General features: G+C 37.2%; 20 protein-coding genes and 1 pseudogene. All 21 read right to left on the bottom strand.

The window, feature by feature from the left end; all coding sequences use genetic code 11:
• Positions 1 to 415 precede the first annotated feature (415 nt).
• The 21 genes and pseudogenes from PVA17_RS16685 to PVA17_RS16585 all read right to left on the bottom strand — a co-directional run bounded on the left by PVA17_RS16685 (position 416) and on the right by PVA17_RS16585 (position 20058).
• Positions 416 to 817 (bottom strand): hypothetical protein, encoded by a 402-nt coding sequence (locus tag PVA17_RS16685; protein WP_274068327.1) that lies wholly within the window; start codon positions 815 to 817, stop codon positions 416 to 418.
• Between the two features lie 11 nt (positions 818 to 828).
• Positions 829 to 1008, bottom strand: a complete 180-nt coding sequence (locus tag PVA17_RS16680) for a deaminase domain-containing protein (RefSeq protein WP_274068329.1) — start codon at positions 1006 to 1008, stop codon at positions 829 to 831.
• Between the two features lie 69 nt (positions 1009 to 1077).
• Positions 1078 to 1545, bottom strand: coding sequence for a hypothetical protein (locus PVA17_RS16675; RefSeq protein ID WP_274068326.1), 468 nt, complete (start codon positions 1543 to 1545; stop codon positions 1078 to 1080).
• 454 nt (positions 1546 to 1999) lie between these two features.
• Complete coding sequence (locus PVA17_RS16670) at positions 2000 to 2794, bottom strand: hypothetical protein (protein ID WP_274068325.1); 795 nt, start codon at positions 2792 to 2794, stop codon at positions 2000 to 2002.
• A complete protein-coding gene (locus PVA17_RS16665; protein WP_274068324.1) occupies positions 2733 to 3155 on the bottom strand; it encodes a hypothetical protein in 423 nt (140 codons plus the stop codon). The genes PVA17_RS16670 and PVA17_RS16665 overlap by 62 nt, the downstream gene beginning before the upstream one ends.
• A gap of 57 nt (positions 3156 to 3212) precedes the next feature.
• Positions 3213 to 3524: pseudogene (locus PVA17_RS16660) on the bottom strand (IS110 family RNA-guided transposase); the annotation flags it as partial.
• Positions 3422 to 3706 (bottom strand): hypothetical protein, encoded by a 285-nt coding sequence (locus tag PVA17_RS16655; RefSeq protein WP_274068323.1) that lies wholly within the window; start codon positions 3704 to 3706, stop codon positions 3422 to 3424. The gene PVA17_RS16655 and the pseudogene PVA17_RS16660, both read right to left, overlap by 103 nt.
• 607 nt (positions 3707 to 4313) lie before the next feature.
• A complete protein-coding gene (locus PVA17_RS16650) occupies positions 4314 to 4733 on the bottom strand; it encodes a hypothetical protein (RefSeq protein ID WP_248716456.1) in 420 nt (139 codons plus the stop codon).
• Between the two features lie 13 nt (positions 4734 to 4746).
• Entirely contained in the window at positions 4747 to 6051 is a 1305-nt protein-coding gene (locus PVA17_RS16645) for a pre-toxin TG domain-containing protein (RefSeq protein WP_274068322.1), read from the bottom strand.
• A complete protein-coding gene (locus PVA17_RS16640; protein ID WP_274068321.1) occupies positions 6051 to 7583 on the bottom strand; it encodes a contractile injection system protein, VgrG/Pvc8 family in 1533 nt (510 codons plus the stop codon). The genes PVA17_RS16645 and PVA17_RS16640 overlap by 1 nt, the downstream gene beginning before the upstream one ends.
• Before the next feature lie 32 nt (positions 7584 to 7615).
• Complete coding sequence (locus PVA17_RS16635; RefSeq protein WP_274068320.1) at positions 7616 to 8023, bottom strand: DUF4280 domain-containing protein; 408 nt, start codon at positions 8021 to 8023, stop codon at positions 7616 to 7618.
• Positions 8024 to 8161: 138 nt separating this feature from the next.
• Positions 8162 to 8893, bottom strand: a complete 732-nt coding sequence (locus PVA17_RS16630) for a hypothetical protein (protein ID WP_274068319.1) — start codon at positions 8891 to 8893, stop codon at positions 8162 to 8164.
• A gap of 35 nt (positions 8894 to 8928) precedes the next feature.
• Positions 8929 to 9480 (bottom strand): serine protease, encoded by a 552-nt coding sequence (locus tag PVA17_RS16625; protein WP_274068318.1) that lies wholly within the window; start codon positions 9478 to 9480, stop codon positions 8929 to 8931.
• Positions 9481 to 9503: 23 nt separating this feature from the next.
• The gene (locus PVA17_RS16620; protein WP_274068317.1) at positions 9504 to 10634 is read right to left on the bottom strand and encodes a pentapeptide repeat-containing protein; all 1131 of its coding nucleotides are present in this window, start codon (positions 10632 to 10634) and stop codon (positions 9504 to 9506) included.
• Positions 10635 to 10650: 16 nt separating this feature from the next.
• On the bottom strand, positions 10651 to 12075 hold the full coding sequence (locus PVA17_RS16615; RefSeq protein WP_274068316.1) for a hypothetical protein: 1425 nt from the start codon (positions 12073 to 12075) through the stop codon (positions 10651 to 10653).
• Positions 12072 to 12767 carry a hypothetical protein gene (locus tag PVA17_RS16610; RefSeq protein WP_274068315.1) on the bottom strand — a complete coding sequence of 232 codons (696 nt, stop codon included), beginning with the start codon at positions 12765 to 12767 and terminating at the stop codon, positions 12072 to 12074. Before PVA17_RS16610 ends, PVA17_RS16615 begins: the two co-directional genes overlap by 4 nt.
• A 38-nt stretch (positions 12768 to 12805) precedes the next feature.
• Positions 12806 to 13579 carry a DNA and RNA helicase gene (locus PVA17_RS16605; RefSeq protein ID WP_132356714.1) on the bottom strand — a complete coding sequence of 258 codons (774 nt, stop codon included), beginning with the start codon at positions 13577 to 13579 and terminating at the stop codon, positions 12806 to 12808.
• A gap of 211 nt (positions 13580 to 13790) precedes the next feature.
• Complete coding sequence (locus PVA17_RS16600; protein ID WP_274068314.1) at positions 13791 to 16439, bottom strand: acetate and sugar kinases/Hsc70/actin family protein; 2649 nt, start codon at positions 16437 to 16439, stop codon at positions 13791 to 13793.
• 22 nt (positions 16440 to 16461) lie between these two features.
• A complete protein-coding gene (locus PVA17_RS16595) occupies positions 16462 to 17157 on the bottom strand; it encodes an iron-dependent peroxidase (RefSeq protein WP_274068313.1) in 696 nt (231 codons plus the stop codon).
• A complete protein-coding gene (locus PVA17_RS16590; RefSeq protein WP_274068328.1) occupies positions 17148 to 18422 on the bottom strand; it encodes a normocyte-binding protein in 1275 nt (424 codons plus the stop codon). Before PVA17_RS16590 ends, PVA17_RS16595 begins: the two co-directional genes overlap by 10 nt.
• Before the next feature lie 4 nt (positions 18423 to 18426).
• Complete coding sequence (locus tag PVA17_RS16585; RefSeq protein WP_274068312.1) at positions 18427 to 20058, bottom strand: serine/threonine protein phosphatase; 1632 nt, start codon at positions 20056 to 20058, stop codon at positions 18427 to 18429.
• Between the last annotated feature and the right edge of the window lie 28 nt (positions 20059 to 20086).

The raw sequence follows: 20086 nt of genomic DNA, 5'->3' as shown, positions 1-20086 counted from the left end.
TATATACACAGTTCATCATCAATATATTGTTTTATTTCAAAATCAAACCACATACTATTTTTAATAAAATCATTAATTTCTTGAACAACTTGTTTTACTTCTCCAAATTCCATTTTTACACCTCATTCTAATTCTATATGAGTTGCTTTAGTCTATCAGAAAGTTGCGATCGATTTCTAAAATTGCGAGAAAACGAGGATAAAAAACAGGTCAATCATAGTTCTGACTATAATCACTTATTTAATATAATGGAATAGCTTTATATAGATTATAAGATTAAAGCACTGATGTACAATAATGAATTCTTTATACGGGTATTACATGGTTATGTGTTATTGATTGAATGATGAATTCATACGGCACTGGGTAACCCCTACAAAATTTAATCGTAGCAACCACCTATTCAGCACTAAAATTAATCAACTTTCAATCTTAAGATGTAATCTACTCCTGCTTTAGTAGAATCGCTTGTGTTCCTGATTTTATATTCATCTTTATTATCAATTAACTTTTTACAAATTTGAGTGTACAGCTTTTCGATGTCATTTTTATCTATATGTTCTTCAAATTTAATGTTTTCAAGATAACTATCCAGTTTAGAATATATAAAATCAGCAATTTCTTTATATTTCAAACTCTCTATTGCAATAGAAACAAAATATAATGTTTTAGTAAACAAACTAACATTTACTCTTCTCCAATCTTCTTCTAAAATTTTCGCTGAAACCTGCGCAACATTTAATCCCTCTTCTTCAATATATTCCTCAAAGTCCAACATTATAGAATTTGTTATTCTTTCATAGCTTGTCATGTTCATATTATCAGTCCTTATCTCATATTTTCGGGATAAACATTAAGCTCAATATTGGGAAACTTACGTCTAAATTCCATAATTAAATTCGTACAACTTTGACAGGCATCCAGTTCTGTAAATAAATCTATTTTACCAGAAACATTAGGATCTTTTATCTGAGCAGAAATATCTTCAAGTATCTTGCTCAGTATCATTAAGACGAGGAAATCTATCTTCAACATAGGTTTCAAACGACTTTGATTCTTTTGAATAAGTAAAATCTCCTAAGTTACTACCCAAGCTATCAGAGGAATGGATTTGACTATGCGCTTGAAAAGCCTTTTTAAAGCTACAGCAACGTTTCCAATAGTTAATTTATCTAGTTTTCTATCAAATATATTTTCTAACCCCGTTTGTATATCATACGCTACATCACAGCTCACGAATTCTACTCGGCTTGCCCGCTTCCCTATCATCTCTAGTATTTCTCTGAAATGTGAGTAATGCTCTGGCCTTGTTTCAATCCTTAGGGTATGTAAGTGTCCTTCTGTTTCTCTAAAGTTTTTAAAATATATATGAATGTATACATCGTCACTTTTCCATATGTGCAATTCATAGCTATATGTTCCACTATATATCTTCATTTTCACTTTATATTTCTGCATTCCCACCATATAAACACGTAAAAATGTCGAATGTGGTACATCCTTATAATCTATTACAAACTTATCTATCGAAACCTCTATTTCCATCGCCTGTTCTTCCCCTTGTATGCTAGTACTTGTATAAAATTTAACACTTAGTACACTAATTAAATAATCGTAATCTTTTCAATTTACGGATTTAAACATGCAAAAAGCACTTGTCGCCTGTTATAGACAATCAAGTGCTTTAAGTTTATATATTTTCTAAGTTTATTAATATTTACAAGTTTTATAAGTTATTTTAGTATTGACAGTATGACATCTTTTTTATCACATGGCAAGTATAACGTTTAAACCCTATAATTTGTTTAATCTCGTGTGTTTCGTCCCTAAGACATCCATAAGTGGTCCCTTGTAAGTAAAATGTCATCTCGCCTATTCTCGCTCTTATTGCTTTATTGTTAAAATAGCACCTCTTGATGGCCTAGCCTTCATGAGTTATTAATTCAAATACAAGGACTTATAGCCCATCCAATAGAGTATAATGGTAATTTTTCCAATCCTACAAATAGTCAACTACATTTACTATAGTGTCTTTTAATGCAACATAACTTAGTTCATTATAGGGCAATACTTCTTCGTAAATTTCTAAAAATGCTTTTTTTAATTCTAATTCTTCATGTTGAGTTAAATCATCGTTATCGATTTTTTCAATTAATTCAAAAAATCTACCTAGCTTTATACATAAGTTCGAATCAATATTTTCATTTGCATCAACTTGGTAAACTACATCTGGTATTAAATGATTACTAGCATTATAAATCAAAATTCCCACCATCTCATTATTCTGTAAAAGAACAGAAAAGTCTGAGGTTATCTTTACTTCAATGGAAAGGTTTGCTCTGTCCCATTTTTCAGAATAGGATAGTAAATTATCCTCTTCAATATAGTACTCGGTAAAATCCGATAAATTACATTCGAAATTCCTTTCCTCACTTATTTTGATGTTCCCCTCTCTTTCTTCTAATAAGACTTTATCCATTTTCCCCATTTTTACTATTATTGGTTCGTTTAACTTTATTACTGCTCCTATAAAATTCAAATCTTCCTTATTAAATAATATAGTATCTGAATCAGACCACAGCCATTCAAAACTTCCATAACTTTTATTTTTTAATTTTTCAATTTCGTCATAATTTTTCTCTTTACCAATCCATATAATTTGACTCGATAAGTACCATCTTACATCGGTGTTACTTATAATTTGTTTATTATTAATATTTATTTTCATGTTTTCATGGTAATATTTGCGTAGCAGGTGGCATGGTCCCCCCACTTGGAGTTGGAATAGATCCATTTACAATTGCGTCATGTGTGACGGGCTTTCCTGGGTCTGTAGGCTTACCACCAAAGATTGCAGCACCACTTTCTCCTCTTGCTCCATCAGGTCCATAACTTGTAATTGTATTTCCTTTTGAACTGCCTTTGCTTTCAACTATTACTACATTTCCTCCCTTCATATAAATTAGGTTCTGTGAATTATTACCTGCAACATAAACCGAATCAGGATTCGATAATATTTCCAATTCTTTTTCTTTTCCAAGTCTACCATGATAGTTACTTGCATATTTAATTTTTCCTTCATTGGCTTTTTTACTAATATCATTTGCTGATTTAGCTTGCTTTTCAAAACCTTTTGGTATACCACCTTTATCCATACCCTATGTTGTAATCTTAAAATCCGCTAATAAAAAAACAATCTATCTTAAACCTTATTAAACTACTTCTTCCTCCTTTATTATCGGCAATTTATAGGTTGTTTTGTGCTTCATCATGCCGTAAATAATGTTTACAAGCGTTCTCATGATACAAACCAATGCTTGTCCCTTTGTTTTACCTTCTTTTAGTTTCCGTTGATAGTATGCATGGAATACTGGGTTCCTTGGCAGCTTACTTCCTTTTGCCACTTGTACTTGCTGTACGGCTAAGTTGTAAAATAAAGCGTGTAGCGCCCGATTTCCCTGCTTGCTTTTTTGTTCCCTTCCTTTCCCACCAAAACCAAAGTAAACAGGCGCAATGCCCGCAAATATATATGAATGTATACATTATCACTTTTCCGTATGTGCAATTCATAGCTATATGTTCCACCATATATCTTCACTTTCACTTTATATTTCTGCACTCCCACCATATAAACACGTAAAAATGCTGAATGTGGTACATCCTTATAATCTATTACAAACTTATCTATCGAAACCTCTATTTCCATCGCCTGTTCTTCTCCTTGTATTTTCGTACTTGTTTAAAATTTAACACTTAGTACATTAATTAATAATCATAATCTTTTCAATTTACGTAACTAAACATGCAAAAAAAGCACTTGTCGCCTGTTATAGACAATCAAGTGCTTTAAGTTTATAAATTTTATAAGTTTATTAATATTTGCAAGTTTTATAAGTTATTTTAGTATTGACAGTATGACATCTTTTTTACCACATGGCAAGTGTAACGTTTAAACCCTTTAGCTTGTTTAATCTCGTATGTTTGTTGCTTATGCCACCCATACAGTGGTCCTTGTAAACAAATTGTCATCTCGCCTATTCTCGCTCTTATTGCTTTATTGTTAAAATAGCACTCCTTGATGGTCTAGCCTTCATGAGTTATTAATTCAAATTCAAGGATATCTTTTACTGTATACAATTAAAAAACTATTATTTCCTTGTTTATCACCACGAGCTTTGTCATTCTCGTTAGTTTGTTTGTTATTCCATATTTATACTACCCTTTCCATTTAAAAGGTCTCGCCCAATTTTCGTTCTTTTCTCGCTATCCCTGTTCTTATTGTTCAATAAATCTTCCAGATTAAACTTGATATGTTATTTTAACTCATTAGTCTGCTTATCAAGCAATAGACAGGAGATTTTTTTCGCTCCAACAAAGTAATATTTTTCACTATCGAAACCTTCAGCAATGAACTTAAAAATATAATTACCTTTATCCACTTCAAATTTATCTGTTAAATTCTCTATTTCTTCCTCAGTAGCTAATCTAATTACGGGATATGATGTATCTGTTTTCCAACCAAAAGGCAGAGAAACAAAGTGGACTTGCTCAAAATTAATCTCAATATTAACCTTCTTTGTGGTATTATCCAACCGACCTATAATTGTTAAATCCCATCCATTTGATAAAGCAACATCAAAATCCATCCATAGCTCTTGAGAAGCATATTCATTGATTCGCGTTATTACTTGAAGTACTTCATTTTCATTCATAAAAAATCTTTGTTCACTCAATATTATCACTTCCTTATCTATTTAACTGAATATGCGTATCTCTTGCAGCCTCTTCATTAAATAAAGGGTTCGGCCGCCCATCTTTATGCGTTTCCTTTAATGTACTTTCATGGTGCCATTTCCCATTAGAATCCATATATTCTGTTCCGTTACCAGGCTTCTGTCTCCCCACTCTATAAATACTTCCCGATTTTCCATACTGAGTTTCAGCTTCGTGAGCTCTTATCTCGTATTTATAATCACCATCAACCCACTTTTCTTTGAATCTTCCAGGTAATTCATCTAGCCCTTGTCGCTTCATTACTTCATCTAAGAAATCTTCAGGGTTAGTTGTTTTAGTCAAATCAACTTTACCCGTACCCTTATCAATCTTCTTCAAATACTCTTCAAGTTGCTCTATTTCTTTCTGAGTATGTTGTACTTCCTTCACCTTTTTTGTTTTATTGGCGAGATCATAAGCTGCTTCAAGACCTTTTTCTAAATCCTCCAAGGTTTCCACACCTTTTTTTGCTTTTCCAGCCTTACCAAAAGGACTGAGGAGTGAAAGGAGTGCTTCATTTTGTTCTCGAAACGTAGAGTTTGGATTTCCGTATTTGACAAGATCCTCCAATACCAAAGCGTAAGCTATATTGGCACCTATTACTGCATATGGAGCTAGACCATCTGGATTTACTGTTGAAGGAGCACTTAAGACTTTACGTAAGTCTTCAAGTGTTGTTATCGGCTCTCCGGCATTCACTGAATTTCTATTTCGGTTTGATACGGACTGTCGGTCTTTTAAGTATTTCTCCAGTTCTGCTTCATCTATGATTTTTTTCCCAGTTTGTTTAGTTTGCCCAGTAATTAAGTCTTTTCCCGTGCCCATTTCATATAAGGCTTTGATATTTCCAAAAATAGGAACACAATTCAACCCCATAGAAACTAGTTTAAGATTTTGGGCCTTTTCATACTTTTTGACTTGTTTGACAGCAGCTTTCGAAGCCTTTCCGCCCTTTGTAGTAGCCCTTTTATCAACTTTTTTCTGTGCAAGTACTGCTTTTTTCACAGCCTTTTTAAAAATCTTGGACAATTTTCTCTTGGATAATTTATTTTTAAGCTTCCTGGCCTTTGTAAAAACCTTTCCTCTCTTCTTCTTAAAGTTCTTCTTAAGCCTTTTGAAGAGATTCTTTAATTTTAATTTATTTTTCGCCTTTTTGATTTTCTTTTTGAAGGCCTTTCCTATTGCTTTTTTAACATTCCTAACAGCGGGAATACAGCCAAGGAGGCTGCCTATCGCTCCAAAAAAACCTATACTCTTACTTTTCCCCTTCTTCGCCATTAAGCGCCACCCCCACCAACAGGGATACTGCCCATGACGTCTAGGGCAGATTCAAGGTCTGCTCCGTCTTCTGGTGCATTGGACATGGACACGGGTGCTTTGTTCGAGCCTTCCATTGTCACAATCTGCCCCTGCATATCGGTGTTGCCGTCAAGAACGAGACTGCTGGAGCCACAGGTTAAATGCATGGATTCTGTAGCACTCATGGAAATGCTTTTCCCTGCAAAGGTGATTGTATCATTGGCTTTTAGTGTAAGCGGATGCTTACTATGTACTTCTACTCCGCTTCCCTGATCAAGCTTTAGGAAAACGGCGCCTTCCTGTGCGGTAAAAGTCACCGATTGGGGGTCTAGCTTGATGTCCATGCCTTTTGGTGTGCCCCAGTAGGACGTTCTCGGATCGGCTGTTTTTGGGTTGGAGTCGCCGCTCTTTCGTACACTGTGACGAACAACGGCTGCTTCCTCCCGATGCGTCGGGAATGCAAGGTGAACGCTATCGCCTTCCTCTGGTGGGCTGTAAAAGCCGCTATGTCCTTCTGCTGTATACGGCGTAGCAAGTGAGAACCAGGTGGCTTCTTCCTTTTTTTGTGCTTCATCAATGGATAGGTGTAGGCGGACTTGATCCTTCTTAACCTCTAATACCTTACCCTCAATTGCTATGCCTGACAGGTAAGGAATGTTTAGTCTTTCTCGATGAATGCCTGACTCGGGCAGTAAATGATATTCATATGTAAGGACACCTTGTTGCATGCGTGCTATGGATTTGGCCACAACTAGCTTCTTGTTTTGGATCTGGACACGGTCACCGAGTGCTAATGTTTTTTTGGACTCGATTACATAGGATACTGTATCCCGCTCCTCTATTGGTCGCTCAATGTCATTTTGCAGCGTATGTAAATACTTGGAGCGATCCTTGGTGATTGTATAGCTAGTAGCTGACAGTTTTTCTAATCGACCTTCCGGCAGACCGAACCATAGCTTAGGTTTATCGGCATCTACTGCTGGTACGAGTACTGTTCGAAAATGAGAGGCCATGCGCTTTAGAAATTGCCAGTCAGTCTCTCTATATTGTAATATAAATTGCTTTAGAGGAGTAGATTTCGATGCAGTATCAATAACATCTGCACCTGGATAGTTAGCAAGTACTTGCTTGAGCATGGCATTATACGTCATCTTGTCATGCTGGAAAGAGCGAGCTTTGCCTTTACAATCCAAGGTAAATGTAGATGACACCGCTTCTAGCTCAATTTGGTACACGCCTCTCACCATACGAACTGCCACTTCGGATACTTGCCCTTTAAAAAGCGGCCGTACACGCTGTCCATTGCGCTTTTCATAGAGCTCTATTTGATCTGAACTGCTGGCAATCTGCATACAGCGATCTTTCTTCTCCTCCGGGATAAATCCCGTAATTGATAACCTTGCATGGTCATTCACAGTTTGGGTCAAGCTGAGATCATGCAACGTCTGAACCTCATAGGGGGATACAAGCTCTAGCTCTCCGTATCCAATTACTTCCTCATACGTGTTCACATGAATACCCTTCTTTCCTCAGGGATGATGGCTTATTCTTGACCATCATCTTCTACCTTTATCGTCCCGCAATATAGGCACATATTCGTAGATTGATTGGTAAGTGCGGGAAAACGCTCAATCAACTGATCAGATTTTCCATTAATCCATGGCATCGTAACCACTGGAGTACAGGGCATCGGTTTCAAAACACCATTATTAGCCGCTGTTGCTGCTGCCACTGTAGGATTTGATAATGTTTGACATAAACCAAAGGGCTGGATGTTAAAATTGGGTTTATAATCCATTGTGTTCATCTGTGCCTTGTTTTTTGTATACACGCCATGGCTTACTGGCATCTTTAAAATGCTTGTTTGGTCGCCCTGTGAGCATGATAATTGGGCGCCAGCAACTACATAACTGCGCTGCTCATCGCCTTTTGTCTGCATTGCATCTGCCATTGGAAATCACCCTTTCTATAAGAAAAGTACATTCACTTTGCACACTCGAAAACGAGAAAAACACTTTACTATTTTCCTGCTAAGAATCCTTTATAGCGAAGCGCGAATGCCTAAACATCAATTTAAAACTTTATGACTTTAGAAAATTATTATTTCCTCTTGCATTTCTTGACTTTCGCCAAATGACTTTGTATAGATAATTTTCTTTTTGCTTTCCTCTAGCTGACCAATTGAAATTTGTAAAACCTGCATTGTATCTTTTCCTCCCATACGATAGGTAAGACCGTTCCACCTGCCTGTAACTTTTTGCTCGTCAGACGCTTCAATCTTATTTTTATATGTTAGGTCACCTAATTCGCTATGTAGTGTTTTTCCATCTGTACTAATTTTAAAATTCTTAACGATTGTAGCTGTTGGATTTTGTATCGTTAACTGATCATTCTCTTTTGTAATGGTAATGTCGCTTTCACCAATTTTTCCAAGCCTCATATGCTGATCAAGCTCTAGGAAAAACTTATATTCGTCTTCTGTAATGCCTAATTTTTCATCATAGGGAAACTTCTCACCTTTAGCTAGACCGGCTAATGTTTCTAAATGCCACTCTTTATTTTTTGCGAGAGAAGCCTGCATCGCTGCTGTAATTTTTTCCACTTTCTCGTTTAAGTCTTTTGTAAGACCCATTGCCATGACATCTGCCTTGAATGTGCCTTCTTTAAAGCTTTTAGCCAAATTCTCTTTACTCATATCAACTTTAACTGCACTACTCTGTTCAGCTACTGGCTCTTTTTTCTCATCTTTTTCAGCTTCGCCTGACCCACAACCCGCTAGTACTATTGCTGCGAAAGCTGCCGTTGCCCACCTTTTTTTCATGTTAATGCTCTCCTACTCTATGTATTACTAGTTTTCTAAGCTTGAAGGATCTCGTTCCATTTGCCTTCCGTTTGCACTTTGCGTAATCGAATACCTCGAAACGAACGGCGCAATATACTTTCTGCGAGCTCAATATTGACAATGATATAATCCTCTTTTATTCCTTCAATTTGAAAGAAAGTGTATGGTGCGGCTAAAGTCTCATCAATAACGAGCTTTTTTAGCGTTCCATCTAGATGAAATTCGGTTTGTGCTGAAAGACAGGCCACTTTTGGAGGAATGGAAAGCCAATATAACGTCTGTTTTAATTTCGGCATATCCACGAGAACAACTGGTTTAAACGGTAGGCGTGGCTCATATTTTTCTACTAGCTGCTTTACTGGATCAGCTAAAAGAGCAATTGGCTTTTCGATAAAATCGATATAGTCATTTTCACTTTTATCTAATACAGGAAATTGACGATCTAGCTCCTCTAGCTCCTCCATTCTTTCCACTGTTAATAGTTCTTTTTTAATAATTTTTGATAGTCCAACTGGTTCTACAGCATTCGAGATACGCTCATCCTGAGATAGAATAAAATAGTTCATCTTGTTTCTCCTTTTCACGACATCTATTTCCAAATGACACTCGCTATTTGGAATGGATCTAGCTTCAGATGCTCCCGTGCTTCCTTCGAGAACACAGCTTTTTCTAAATTAGCTCCTTCGAAATAAGCATTCTTGACGTTAGCCCCGATAAAGCAAGCACCTCGTAAATTAGCTAGCTCAAAATCAGCATCCTCTAAATTAGCACCAGTAAAGTTCACTGGGAGATAGCCGGGCATTTCCCACTTCTGTCGATTAGTTAGTCCGCTTGCTCCCTGAGTTTGTTGGAAGTTAGCACCTTGCAATTGACTATTGCTAAAATCAGCCTCATGAATCGTGCTGAAGCTTAAATCAACGTCCATTAGCTTACTATTCCTAAGATTGGCGCCAATGAGTAAGCAATTACGCATTTGGCTCTGTGCTAAATTCGTTTTCTGGAAAAAGGCATATCGAATATCTAAGTTTTCATAGTTGCCACCAGCTAGATTTAATTTGCTAAATACTTCATACGAATATTCATCCTCTAATTTTTGAGCCAGCCAAGCTTTGATTTCTTCAATATCCTTCGAGGAGAAGTCCTCACTATAGACAACTTCATTGATGTCCATAAATTCGCCTATACGAATTTCTACAGCATCATCCCGATCAAGTGCTAAATATTCTGGACATCTAATAATGTCTGGTAATGCATATCTAGCAAGGCTAATAACATATTGATGAAAATGAGTCGCTTCCTTTAGCTTGATGTGCTCAATATCCGCTTGGGAAATAGCTCCCATGAACGTTTTGCTGTATACATATAATTCTTCAACGAATTGCTCTAAAAAGCTTAGAGCCCAGCTTGCATCATAGGTCGTTAAAATAGGTCGGACGTCAAAGAACCAATCCTCATCTGTCCCCTCTACTAGATAGTGATGGCGTCCCTCCAGTAGTTCTGTGCGCAGCATGGAAAACGTAATATGTCCAATTGGTCCTTTCTGTTGAAGGGATTGTTGCTGCTGTAGCTGCTGACAAATGATTTGAAAGGATTTTCTAAATTCCTCTGCAAGCTCCTCTTTTGAGGCTTGGAAAAAATCCTCTAATGCCAAGAGATGGGTCAACCGTCTTTTCTCTACTTCTGTTTCATAAAAATGCTGTAAAACTCCCTCTGCTTGCATCTGTGTCTCCTTCTTTCTAATTGGCCTTTACTTCTTTCCCGAAAATTTGCACACTGCCATCCATCGTTATTTTACTTTCTTTGCATTTTAATGAAATTTCCTCCTCTGCAGACAACAGAATTTTCTTGCTTGCATTGACTGAAATGTCTGCCTCGGAAATAAGCTTAATTTCCTTTTTACTAAAAATTTCAATACCGCTCGCTTCATTTAAACGGATAAAAATATCGTTATCCTGTGCTGTAATGACAATTTCTGTTGGGCTCATCTTAATTTCTTTGCCAAAGGCTGTTCTATAATATTTCGTCGAAGGATCATCTAGCTTATTAGTCGCGGTACTGTTTAAATTTTTTCGAATCGAGCTGCTAGCAATTCCCTCTTCTTCTCGATGCGAAGGGAAATACACATGAACAAAGTCGTTCACTTCAGGCATACAATACCAGCCACTATGCCCCTCAGCTGTATAAGGTGTTGCATAAAGGAACCAATGCGCTTTACCTTTATCCTGTTTTTCATCAATAGTTAGATGGACCTTAATATGATCCTTGGCAACTTCCAACACTTTACCTTCAATAGAGACACCAGAAATTTCATCGTTGAATATTTCACTCTTGTTCATACCATTCTTCGTTGAAAGTGTATAACAATGCTTAAGTAAGCCATCCTTCATCGACGTAGAGGCCTCACAAACATAGAGTGTTTGCTCATGAAATGTTACGTAGTCTCCTATAGCAAGTACCTTATCGGTTTCCACTTCATAGTATAAAAAGTCATGCTCTCCCATACCTTGATTACCGTTATATGTATAGAGAAGATAATCTGCTAGTTTTTTTCTTGTGGTATAATGATAGTCTTCTAGCTTTCCTTTTGCATGACCAACAGGGACACCAAAATGGAACTTTGGCTTATCAAAAGTAGCAGCAGGAACTAGTCCAGTGTTATAGCGGGAGGCAAGGCGTTTTAAAAATTCCCAATCGGTTTCTCGGTACTGTAGAGTAAACTTGCCTAATTTCCCTCCCTTAGTAGCCTCATCGATGACATCGAGACCAGGATAATAAGGACTCATGAGCTTGAATAGAGATGAATAGGTTAGCTCTTTATCTTGATAGGAGCGATTTTTCTTCTGAATATCAAGGAAGTAGGTGTTGGAGGCAGCTTCGACTTCCATGTAGTATATCCCTCTAACCGCATGTATCTTGACGCCTAATATAACCCCCTTAAATAAAGGGGTAGGTGCACCTAAATGATCGAGTTGATTCACTTCGATGGATGAATAAACCTCTGTCATTTCCACGTACTGATCTCGAACTTCCTCAGGTACAATGCCCGTGAAGTGTAAAGTTGTGTGCTCATTCATTTTCTTTGTGAGTGTAAGATCTTGAACGCTCACTAGCTTAAACGGCAATATTTGTATATTGTGATAGGCAGTTACTAATCCACTCATCGTAATACGCCTCCCCTTCCGTTAGAAGCGAATTGCATCGTTTCCATCATCGCTCTAGCGATAGGACGCCAAGTCTCAGTATCCTCCTCCGTACAATTGAACGTACCGATAAGCGCTTTCCCATCAATCGATACAAAGAACATTAAATTAAAAATCTCGCCATCAATAGCAGGTGTCATGACCTCAATAAAGCCAACTGTTTTGTCATCTATTTTGATCACATCTGTATCAAACCATTGTGCTGCAGGCTGAGCTTGCTCAAGAACGTCAATCATATTTTCCTGAAACTCAGCTACACCTTCATCAGGTAAGGAATGTGATGTCTTGTTGAAGGCTAAATTGATAGTAGATGATTCATCCGTATAAATAATATTTGGTCTGCGCTCTGACGGGTATTTTAATGAGGCTAACTCAGCTGGCATGATCGAAAAGAGCTTCGGCATTCGGAACGAAATTTTTCCATCCATCACACGCTGATCAATGACCGGCACTTCCTGCTCATTTATATTGACAAAATCCTGGTAAAGGTCAATTGCTTCTAGCTCAGACTGTTCCTCCTGTATAGGCTCCTCAGGCGGCGCTTGCTCCTCTTTTAAAGCAGCTTGCTTTTGAGCTAATTCATGTTGTTCTTGCTCTCGCATTTCATTTCTAAGAGCAATAATTTTTTCATCTAAAAATTTCAACCCATTCACCTTCCGTTTCATGAACGTTTTTATCAGCAGACCAGTAGCTAGTCAACAATCATGCGCTTAGGTCGCCCTTGACTGTGCCCTGTCATACGACCACCGCGTTTTGATTCTAATAAAATACGGTTCAAGTATTTATGAATTTGACTATTAGAAAATGTTTGGTAATCAAGCTCTAGCCGATTGCAAATATAGAAATCAATTGCTTCTCGTTGAACGCGCTCTTGATTTAAGCACTCTAAAGCAAAGGCTATATCATACGGATTCACTGGCCGATTTTTTAACAGCTCTCGTGCAAAATAGTGCAAAATGATTGGATGATATGTGCTTTTTTGAAAACCTGCATACTGGCAGTGAAGATAATTGACCGTATTGTATTCTGTCGCAAAATCAAGAAAATCAATATACTCTGAACGCAGTTTGGCACCTGATTTTAATTTAAAGCGCGCTAACTCTAGCTCATTATGTGCAAGCTCTAGCGAATCATCTAGCACAATCTCTGTCGTGAAGTTTCTAAAATCTAATTCATTCACTTCTTCGGCAAATCGTACTTTTAAAATTGTTTCACTTCCTGTTGCTTCATAAGGAAGCTCATAGCTACTATGCAGCATATAAAGCTTTCCATTATGCTTGATAATGCCTTTTGTAATGATAAGGCTTGTATCTGCTACAATAATTCTGGCACCGGAAATAATACCATTCGAATAATCTTGGAAATATAAATCTAAAAATTCTCTTGGGTAATCTCGCAAATTTTCTAGCATTTCTCGCTTTAAAATGCGGCCTTTTTGAAAATGTGGATATTGATTGGCAAACAAGCTGTCACCCACCTCTTTTCTTGTTTTTCACTGATCAATGATGCCTCGGCGTCATTGCCGCTGTCGCTTTGCTTTCGCGCAGAAAAGATTTGCTACTGTCGTTCGCTTTCGCTACAGAATACATTTACCGTTGTCGCGCAGACAAACAATGCGTCCAGAATCGGCTTTGTGTTATACAAAGCTGATTCCATGACATCCGCCGGAGGCTTCTTTACTTTAATCCATCAAAGAAATCTAGCTCAGACAAATCGGTCTCAAAGGCAAAGAATTCCTTGCTACCGATAAACAGCTGCTCGTCTTTCCTTGCTACAGGAACTACATGGAAGCCCCAATGATCTTCGCCTGCAAAGACGAAGAACTTTACTTCTCCATTCGTGATGGAGTCCGTCTCGTCCTGTGGGATTTTATCTTGATAATGCATCGCGATATTCTCATAAAGAACAGGCACATATTCCTCCTGACGATTAAAGTACGTGTATTTATACGATGTGTGATTGTCACTACCCGTTAGGAAAAACTCAACTTCTTTTACACCCCATGGGCGAGAAATCGTACCGTGAATTTGATTCAGTCTTTCTAAGCTACTAATGAGTAATTTTTCCTGACGATTATGTGTAAAGGCACTGACAGCATAAGGGACAACTGGCGCATGATTCGTCACTTCTGTTTCGATCATGCCGATTTTCTTAGCATTTAAATAACGAAGTGCTCCCCTTAAACAAGCAAGCTTTAACTCTGGAACCTTCCCAATGTTTTCAGCCTTTTGTCTAAATTCAATGCTGCGTCCTGGTACAAATTCCTTTAAAGCCTCGCGAAATGCGTCTATTTTACAGGATTGTCCCGTTAATTTAATGATGGAATAGTCACTCAGTATGCCATTCTCATAAAATTCCTCTAAAAACTCTCGCACGATATCATAAATATCCGCCTTTATAAGATGATTGATTTCTTTAATATTGAAAAAGACATTTGGGAAGTCATAAACTTCTTTAAATTGATTATTTTCTACTAACGACAGGCACCAGCGGTCTACTGCTGTGACATTTAAATCACTATCGTGTTGCATATCACTATCCGCGTAGAAACGACTTCTTAATATACCTGTTTTGCGGAAAAACTCCTTCTTCATCTCTTCTGCCATTTCCCATAAGAAATAATAATTATTGCGGACACGTAGGTATTCATCACGTGTGCGATTTTCATATTCTTTAAAGCGTGTAGGGATAATATTTTCGGCGTCTACAAAGGCTTTTTCGAATTGCTCGTACACTGCTTCCACACCATGATCGTCTACAAATCGATAAATATCCTTACCTGGAATATCGATTAATGCATCGATATCATAATCACTCTTTCCTCGACTATAATAATTGGCAAAGACGATTTTCATAAATTGGAAAATACGATACGTAATATTGTTGCCTCCAAAATTCGTATCCCCGTTTTCATAGGTAGTATGAATATCAATTTTGTAAGAAATATGTCCGTCCTCTATCCGAAACTTACAGGAAGAAAGGTCTGTTGTTCCGCCACCACAATCGATCACGAGTGCTTTATATTCCTTGCCATCGAGAAAACTATTATTTTCTATTTGATTGGCAATCGTATTATAAAGAACCGACATTCCTTCATCGAGAGCATGCTCCGTTTCAATTTGATATTCAGGTAAAATCGCACGAAACATATCTAAAAATTGTGTTTTCAGCTTAACAGGACTGGAAATATGTAAATGCTTGAAGCGACATTTAAATTGATGCTCTGCCATTCGAATAATATAAAGCATAAACTCTCTTATAATTTGGCTCCGTGGAACAAGTGCCGTATTCCCGTTAGCATCCATCACCTCTTCCAGCTTGGCATAATTACTAACCCAGCGTTTAATACCTTGGAATTTCGTAGCCAATGATGTATAGCTATTTTTTTTCATCATTTTTAATGCTTCATAACCAAAGTGATAGCCTACTTGATCTGCATTGGAGCAATCTGCTACAGTCATGACTGTCGGCACTACTTCAATCCATTCGTTTTGATGAAGTGGATCTGGAAATTGTACAAAATTAATGCTATTTAGCTGAATTCTGTTATTTAATAAATCATGACTACAAGGAGAGGACACATAATCACTCTCTAAATAGACACCGGCCGTTGTATTTGTTGTTCCGAAATCAATAGCAAGAATAGCATTAGTTGTTTCCAGCTGTTTTATTTCTAAATCTGGTATTGGCACCTTATAGTAATGAAGATTTGTTGGCGGAAGTGGGGTTTCCTGATAGTAAGTCTTAAAGATATATTCGGAATCTTGCTTTCTTAAAAAAATAAAGCTGTAGTTTTTATTATTTGTCTTCCGAATACCAATTGCTTGATCAGCTGCGAAATAATATTGATTTGGGACTTCGTCGTCTTTAAGGATATTAAGAATGCCGCAAAGATCTAGCTGCTCATTGACTAGTAGTACATTGGATTCTACAAGAAAACCGCCTGTTTCAACGAAATACTGATCGGGTTTATCGATTTTCATCCCACTATATAAGCTCATTTTGGCAGGAATTTTAATATCACCATTGTCAGACATCGGTGTTTTTAAATACTCTTGCATGGCCGCTTCTACTCGTTCAAAGCCACCATCCTTTTTTTCCCTAATAAGAGGGTTTTCTTCAGAGCCACGATATCTTAAAATCTTGTCGATTAACTCATCTCTTGTCAGTGTATTAATAAGCCCTGTCACAAGCTTTTCCTTATAGCAAATATTTCTAAGCTGGAAGGTTGTCATTTCCATTAATTCTACTCGTGTATAGGTCATATATTTCTTGTCTGTATTACGCTTATTGGCATACAGCTTATATGAATATTTAGTTGTCATTGGAATGCCTCCTCTGCCCTATTTAGTAAAGAGCTATTCGATCTAGCTTCATCGTTTCCTCTGCATCAATAATGCCGAAGTGATATTGCCAATAAACCTCCATATGAAAGCCTATTGGCAGGAAAATTTCTTGGACAAGCCGGACCTTTCGCTCATTCTGTTCTGTCTGCTTTTGACGGATATATAAAAGCAGCTCATCCTGCTCCTCCGATTTCACATAAATCATGCAATTTTTAAAGAGCCTTTTTAGCGTATCCTTTAATAAGTAAATTTCTTCACCTGTCTGATAAAGTCTGAGCATATTTAGTGCAACTATTTCTTGCTCCTTTTTCGTAAAGGCATGCATATTGTCGCGTACCAATTTTCCACATACATTCGCTTCGATTTCTCTTAAAATAAAACGAATATAAAACTCTCTTTTATTCATGCCTTGCATACGATCAATTTCAGCTAAAAAATGCAATACGGTATCTAAAAGATAATTTCTAAACTCTAAATCGGAAGAATTATCTGGATGGAACAGACCATTAAAAATGCCGTAATAACGATAATACGGATTTACTTCAACATGCTGTTCAACATACTGTGCATTTAATAGTTGTGGACTAAGCTCCATATATGGTGAATAGGCTTCGGCAAGATGAAAATATATATCCTTTTTAGAAAGACCTTCATCCTCAGCTTTAATAAGCAAATCCCAAATATAGTTCATAGCCAAACACCTACACATTCATATTCGAAGAAATGTCGTTGTACTTCTGATACGAGGAAGCTTAAAATATCGTTTGCAATAAAGCTTCTCTCCTCATTCGCCTTAAACTTTAGTAGCATCGTTTTTTTATGATTATTTTCTCCTATCATTTCCGTTAAGAAAGTGTTCACAGAATGAGTAAAGCTTGTTCCAGAATAGGCGTCCACTATTTCGATATCAACAAGCTCAAAGCTGTTAGCAGCCTCGAAGGAATTAATCATACGTGTAATTTCGCCCTTCGTTTTAACAGTAGCCGTATACTTGTTAGCAAATTTGTGTATAAAATGCTCAATTCTTCTATTTGATACAAGCTCATAATGTAATTTCCCAATTTTCTCATCTGCCATTTTTGCAATTTTAATTAACTGCCAAACCCCCGACTTATCGCGGGGTGAGACAATTGTTAATTCATTGTCTGAGCGTTTAACGTAACGAACATTTTCCTCATCGGCCTCAACAAGATAGCCATGCTCATTGCCGATTTTACGTATGGAAAGGACATGCTCATAATTCACCTTATCAATTGCAGGGATGGGAAAACCGACATTTTTGACCTCATGACGTTCAATATTCCATAACGGAACCATATTTAGGCGTTTTTTGTCCTCATACTCTTCTAAATCAACAATTATTTCAGTAATTTCAGCATTCTCATCTAAAGGTGGGCAATCTACTAAATTGATATTAAAAAATTTATAAACGAATGGATGATTAATCGTTTTCCATGGTAGGCCATTTATTTGGAAAAGCGGATATAGCTTGTTCATCTCTTGTAAATAGTCCATATTTTGGGTAAGGCTGACCTTTATTTCTACTTGTCCATTTGTCGTTACGAGCTTTCCACTAAAGAGTCGCTGCTTTGCAAGTAACTGTTGAATTTGCATGGAATCACATTCTAGAAATAATGTGAACAGTTCTGCAGATTCCTTGTTTTTAAACGCTTCCAGCATTTTTTTTATATTGATAGATTTACTTTCTAAATCAGCTGGCCGCATCGGGAATAAGCATTCATGAATAGGGTCAACATCCTCCTTAGAACTTAGGGTCACGTAAATATCAAACCTATTCTCAACATCATCCATTTCGTTGAATATGCGCTCCTCGAGCCTATTGTTCATGTCATTCTGATAATCGATTAAATTTACAAAAACGCCACTGACAATATCCTTTAGCAGTTGACGTTGCTCTAAATCCTCTATTTTGCGTAACCGTTCAATCATGAGCTCTTTCATCAATTTATTTTCCCTCTTTCATCACTTCAGCATTAGATGGCTCACCGGCAGCTGTCCCTTCATTCCTAGGCGGCGCTGCATTATCAGCAGTTTGCGGTTGAGGAGGTGGATTCAATTTATCATTGGCATTCATAACCTTTCGCTCAAGACCTAAAACCTTCGACAGCAGCTCTGTCTCCTGATAAATTTCCTGTGCAAGTGTATAATATTCAATCGCTTTCCCAAACTCTTGACGTGCATAGCTCTGATCTCCGCTTTTTTCTAAGCCTTCAGCCTTTAATTCCTTTTGGGCCTTTTTCAATTCAGCAATTTTAGCCTCTGTATCTTCTATTTTTGTCTTTATTTCAGGTTCGCCCGTATAGGCAATTGTCAGGGCTTTTTTTCTTGCCTTTTGATACGTTTCAAGAGCCCCATTGTAATCCTCTGCCTCGAATCGGAAATCTCCATCTTTTACAGCTTCAGCAATTTGTACAATAGTATCCATATTGGCGATTCTTTGTTCAACTACTTCTTTCCCAAAGTCTTTAATAAGCTTTCCTTCTTTTTTAGCCTTTTCATATTGCTCAAGCGCATCGTTAAATTTACCTTCTTCCGCTGCTTTATCTCCGTTGATAATCAAATCGGTAACCCTTAATTTTTTAGCTAGTAAATTTCTATGTATTGGATCCTTCAATTTTTTCGCCGCATTTCTGCCCTCACTATATTCCAACAGTGCCTTATCATAAGTTCCATCTTGAAAATACTGGTTTCCGCTCTTTTCATGATCTTTCATCTCTACGGTTAATTCAGCCATTTTTTTAGCTTGCTTCACCTGATAAAAAATCGTGCCTCCACCTACGACCAAAGCTAGCACTAATGCAGCTGCAATCATTTTGATGTATTTCATTTTTTTCTTATTGGTTTCCTGATAAACCTTGTTCGCAAATATAGCTGCGATTGTGTAATTATTGACGACTTTCTTTTGCCTACTTAACAGTATCTCTTCTAATAAATCAATGTATTGTTCAGGCTCCTTTGCTTCTTCCAACGCATCGGCCATTTCAATTTCATTGACATCTTCCCAAAAGCCAGCTGTACAAAGCACTAGTACATCGTCATCCATTAATTTCATTTTCTTCGAAACAAAAGGCTGAAAATCTTTTGGTTTCCCAAGATAATTTAATAAATTGGTTCTTTCCTCATGCTGGCTAATATCGAGCGAACGATTCCTAGTATTGACGATCTCTTGCGCTAAGCTTTGATCCGTGCTTTTATACGTTAAAGTACCATTCCGGAAATGATACAGCCTCGAATTTCCGGCAACTGCCACAATCATCTTAGAGTAATCTGAGACGACCATGACAATACTAGCCTTCAATCTTACCCTTAAGCTTTGAGCTTGAAGTATGTCTTGCGCATTTTTCAAATATTTTTTAATGCTTCTTCTAGACATGGATGGCTTTTCCATAAATTTTTCTAAAATTGCCTTCACAGCAAGCTCTGCACTACTTATTTCCTGATCAGAATCTAACCCTTTTATAGCTACCCAGCAGGCTACATCGTCCAGCTCTGTATAGGCAAAGTAATCTTTATTTTGCAAAAATGAGCCCGCTTCGGATAAAAAGCTTGTTTTAAAGTTGCTATTTTCCTTTCTCATGATTACTCCTCCTTATTTACTGACTCAT

The organism is Lysinibacillus sp. CNPSo 3705 (assembly GCF_028674935.1).
Classification (GTDB): Bacteria; Bacillota; Bacilli; order Bacillales_A; family Planococcaceae; genus Lysinibacillus.
This window is presented reverse-complemented; position numbering and strand designations above follow the sequence as displayed.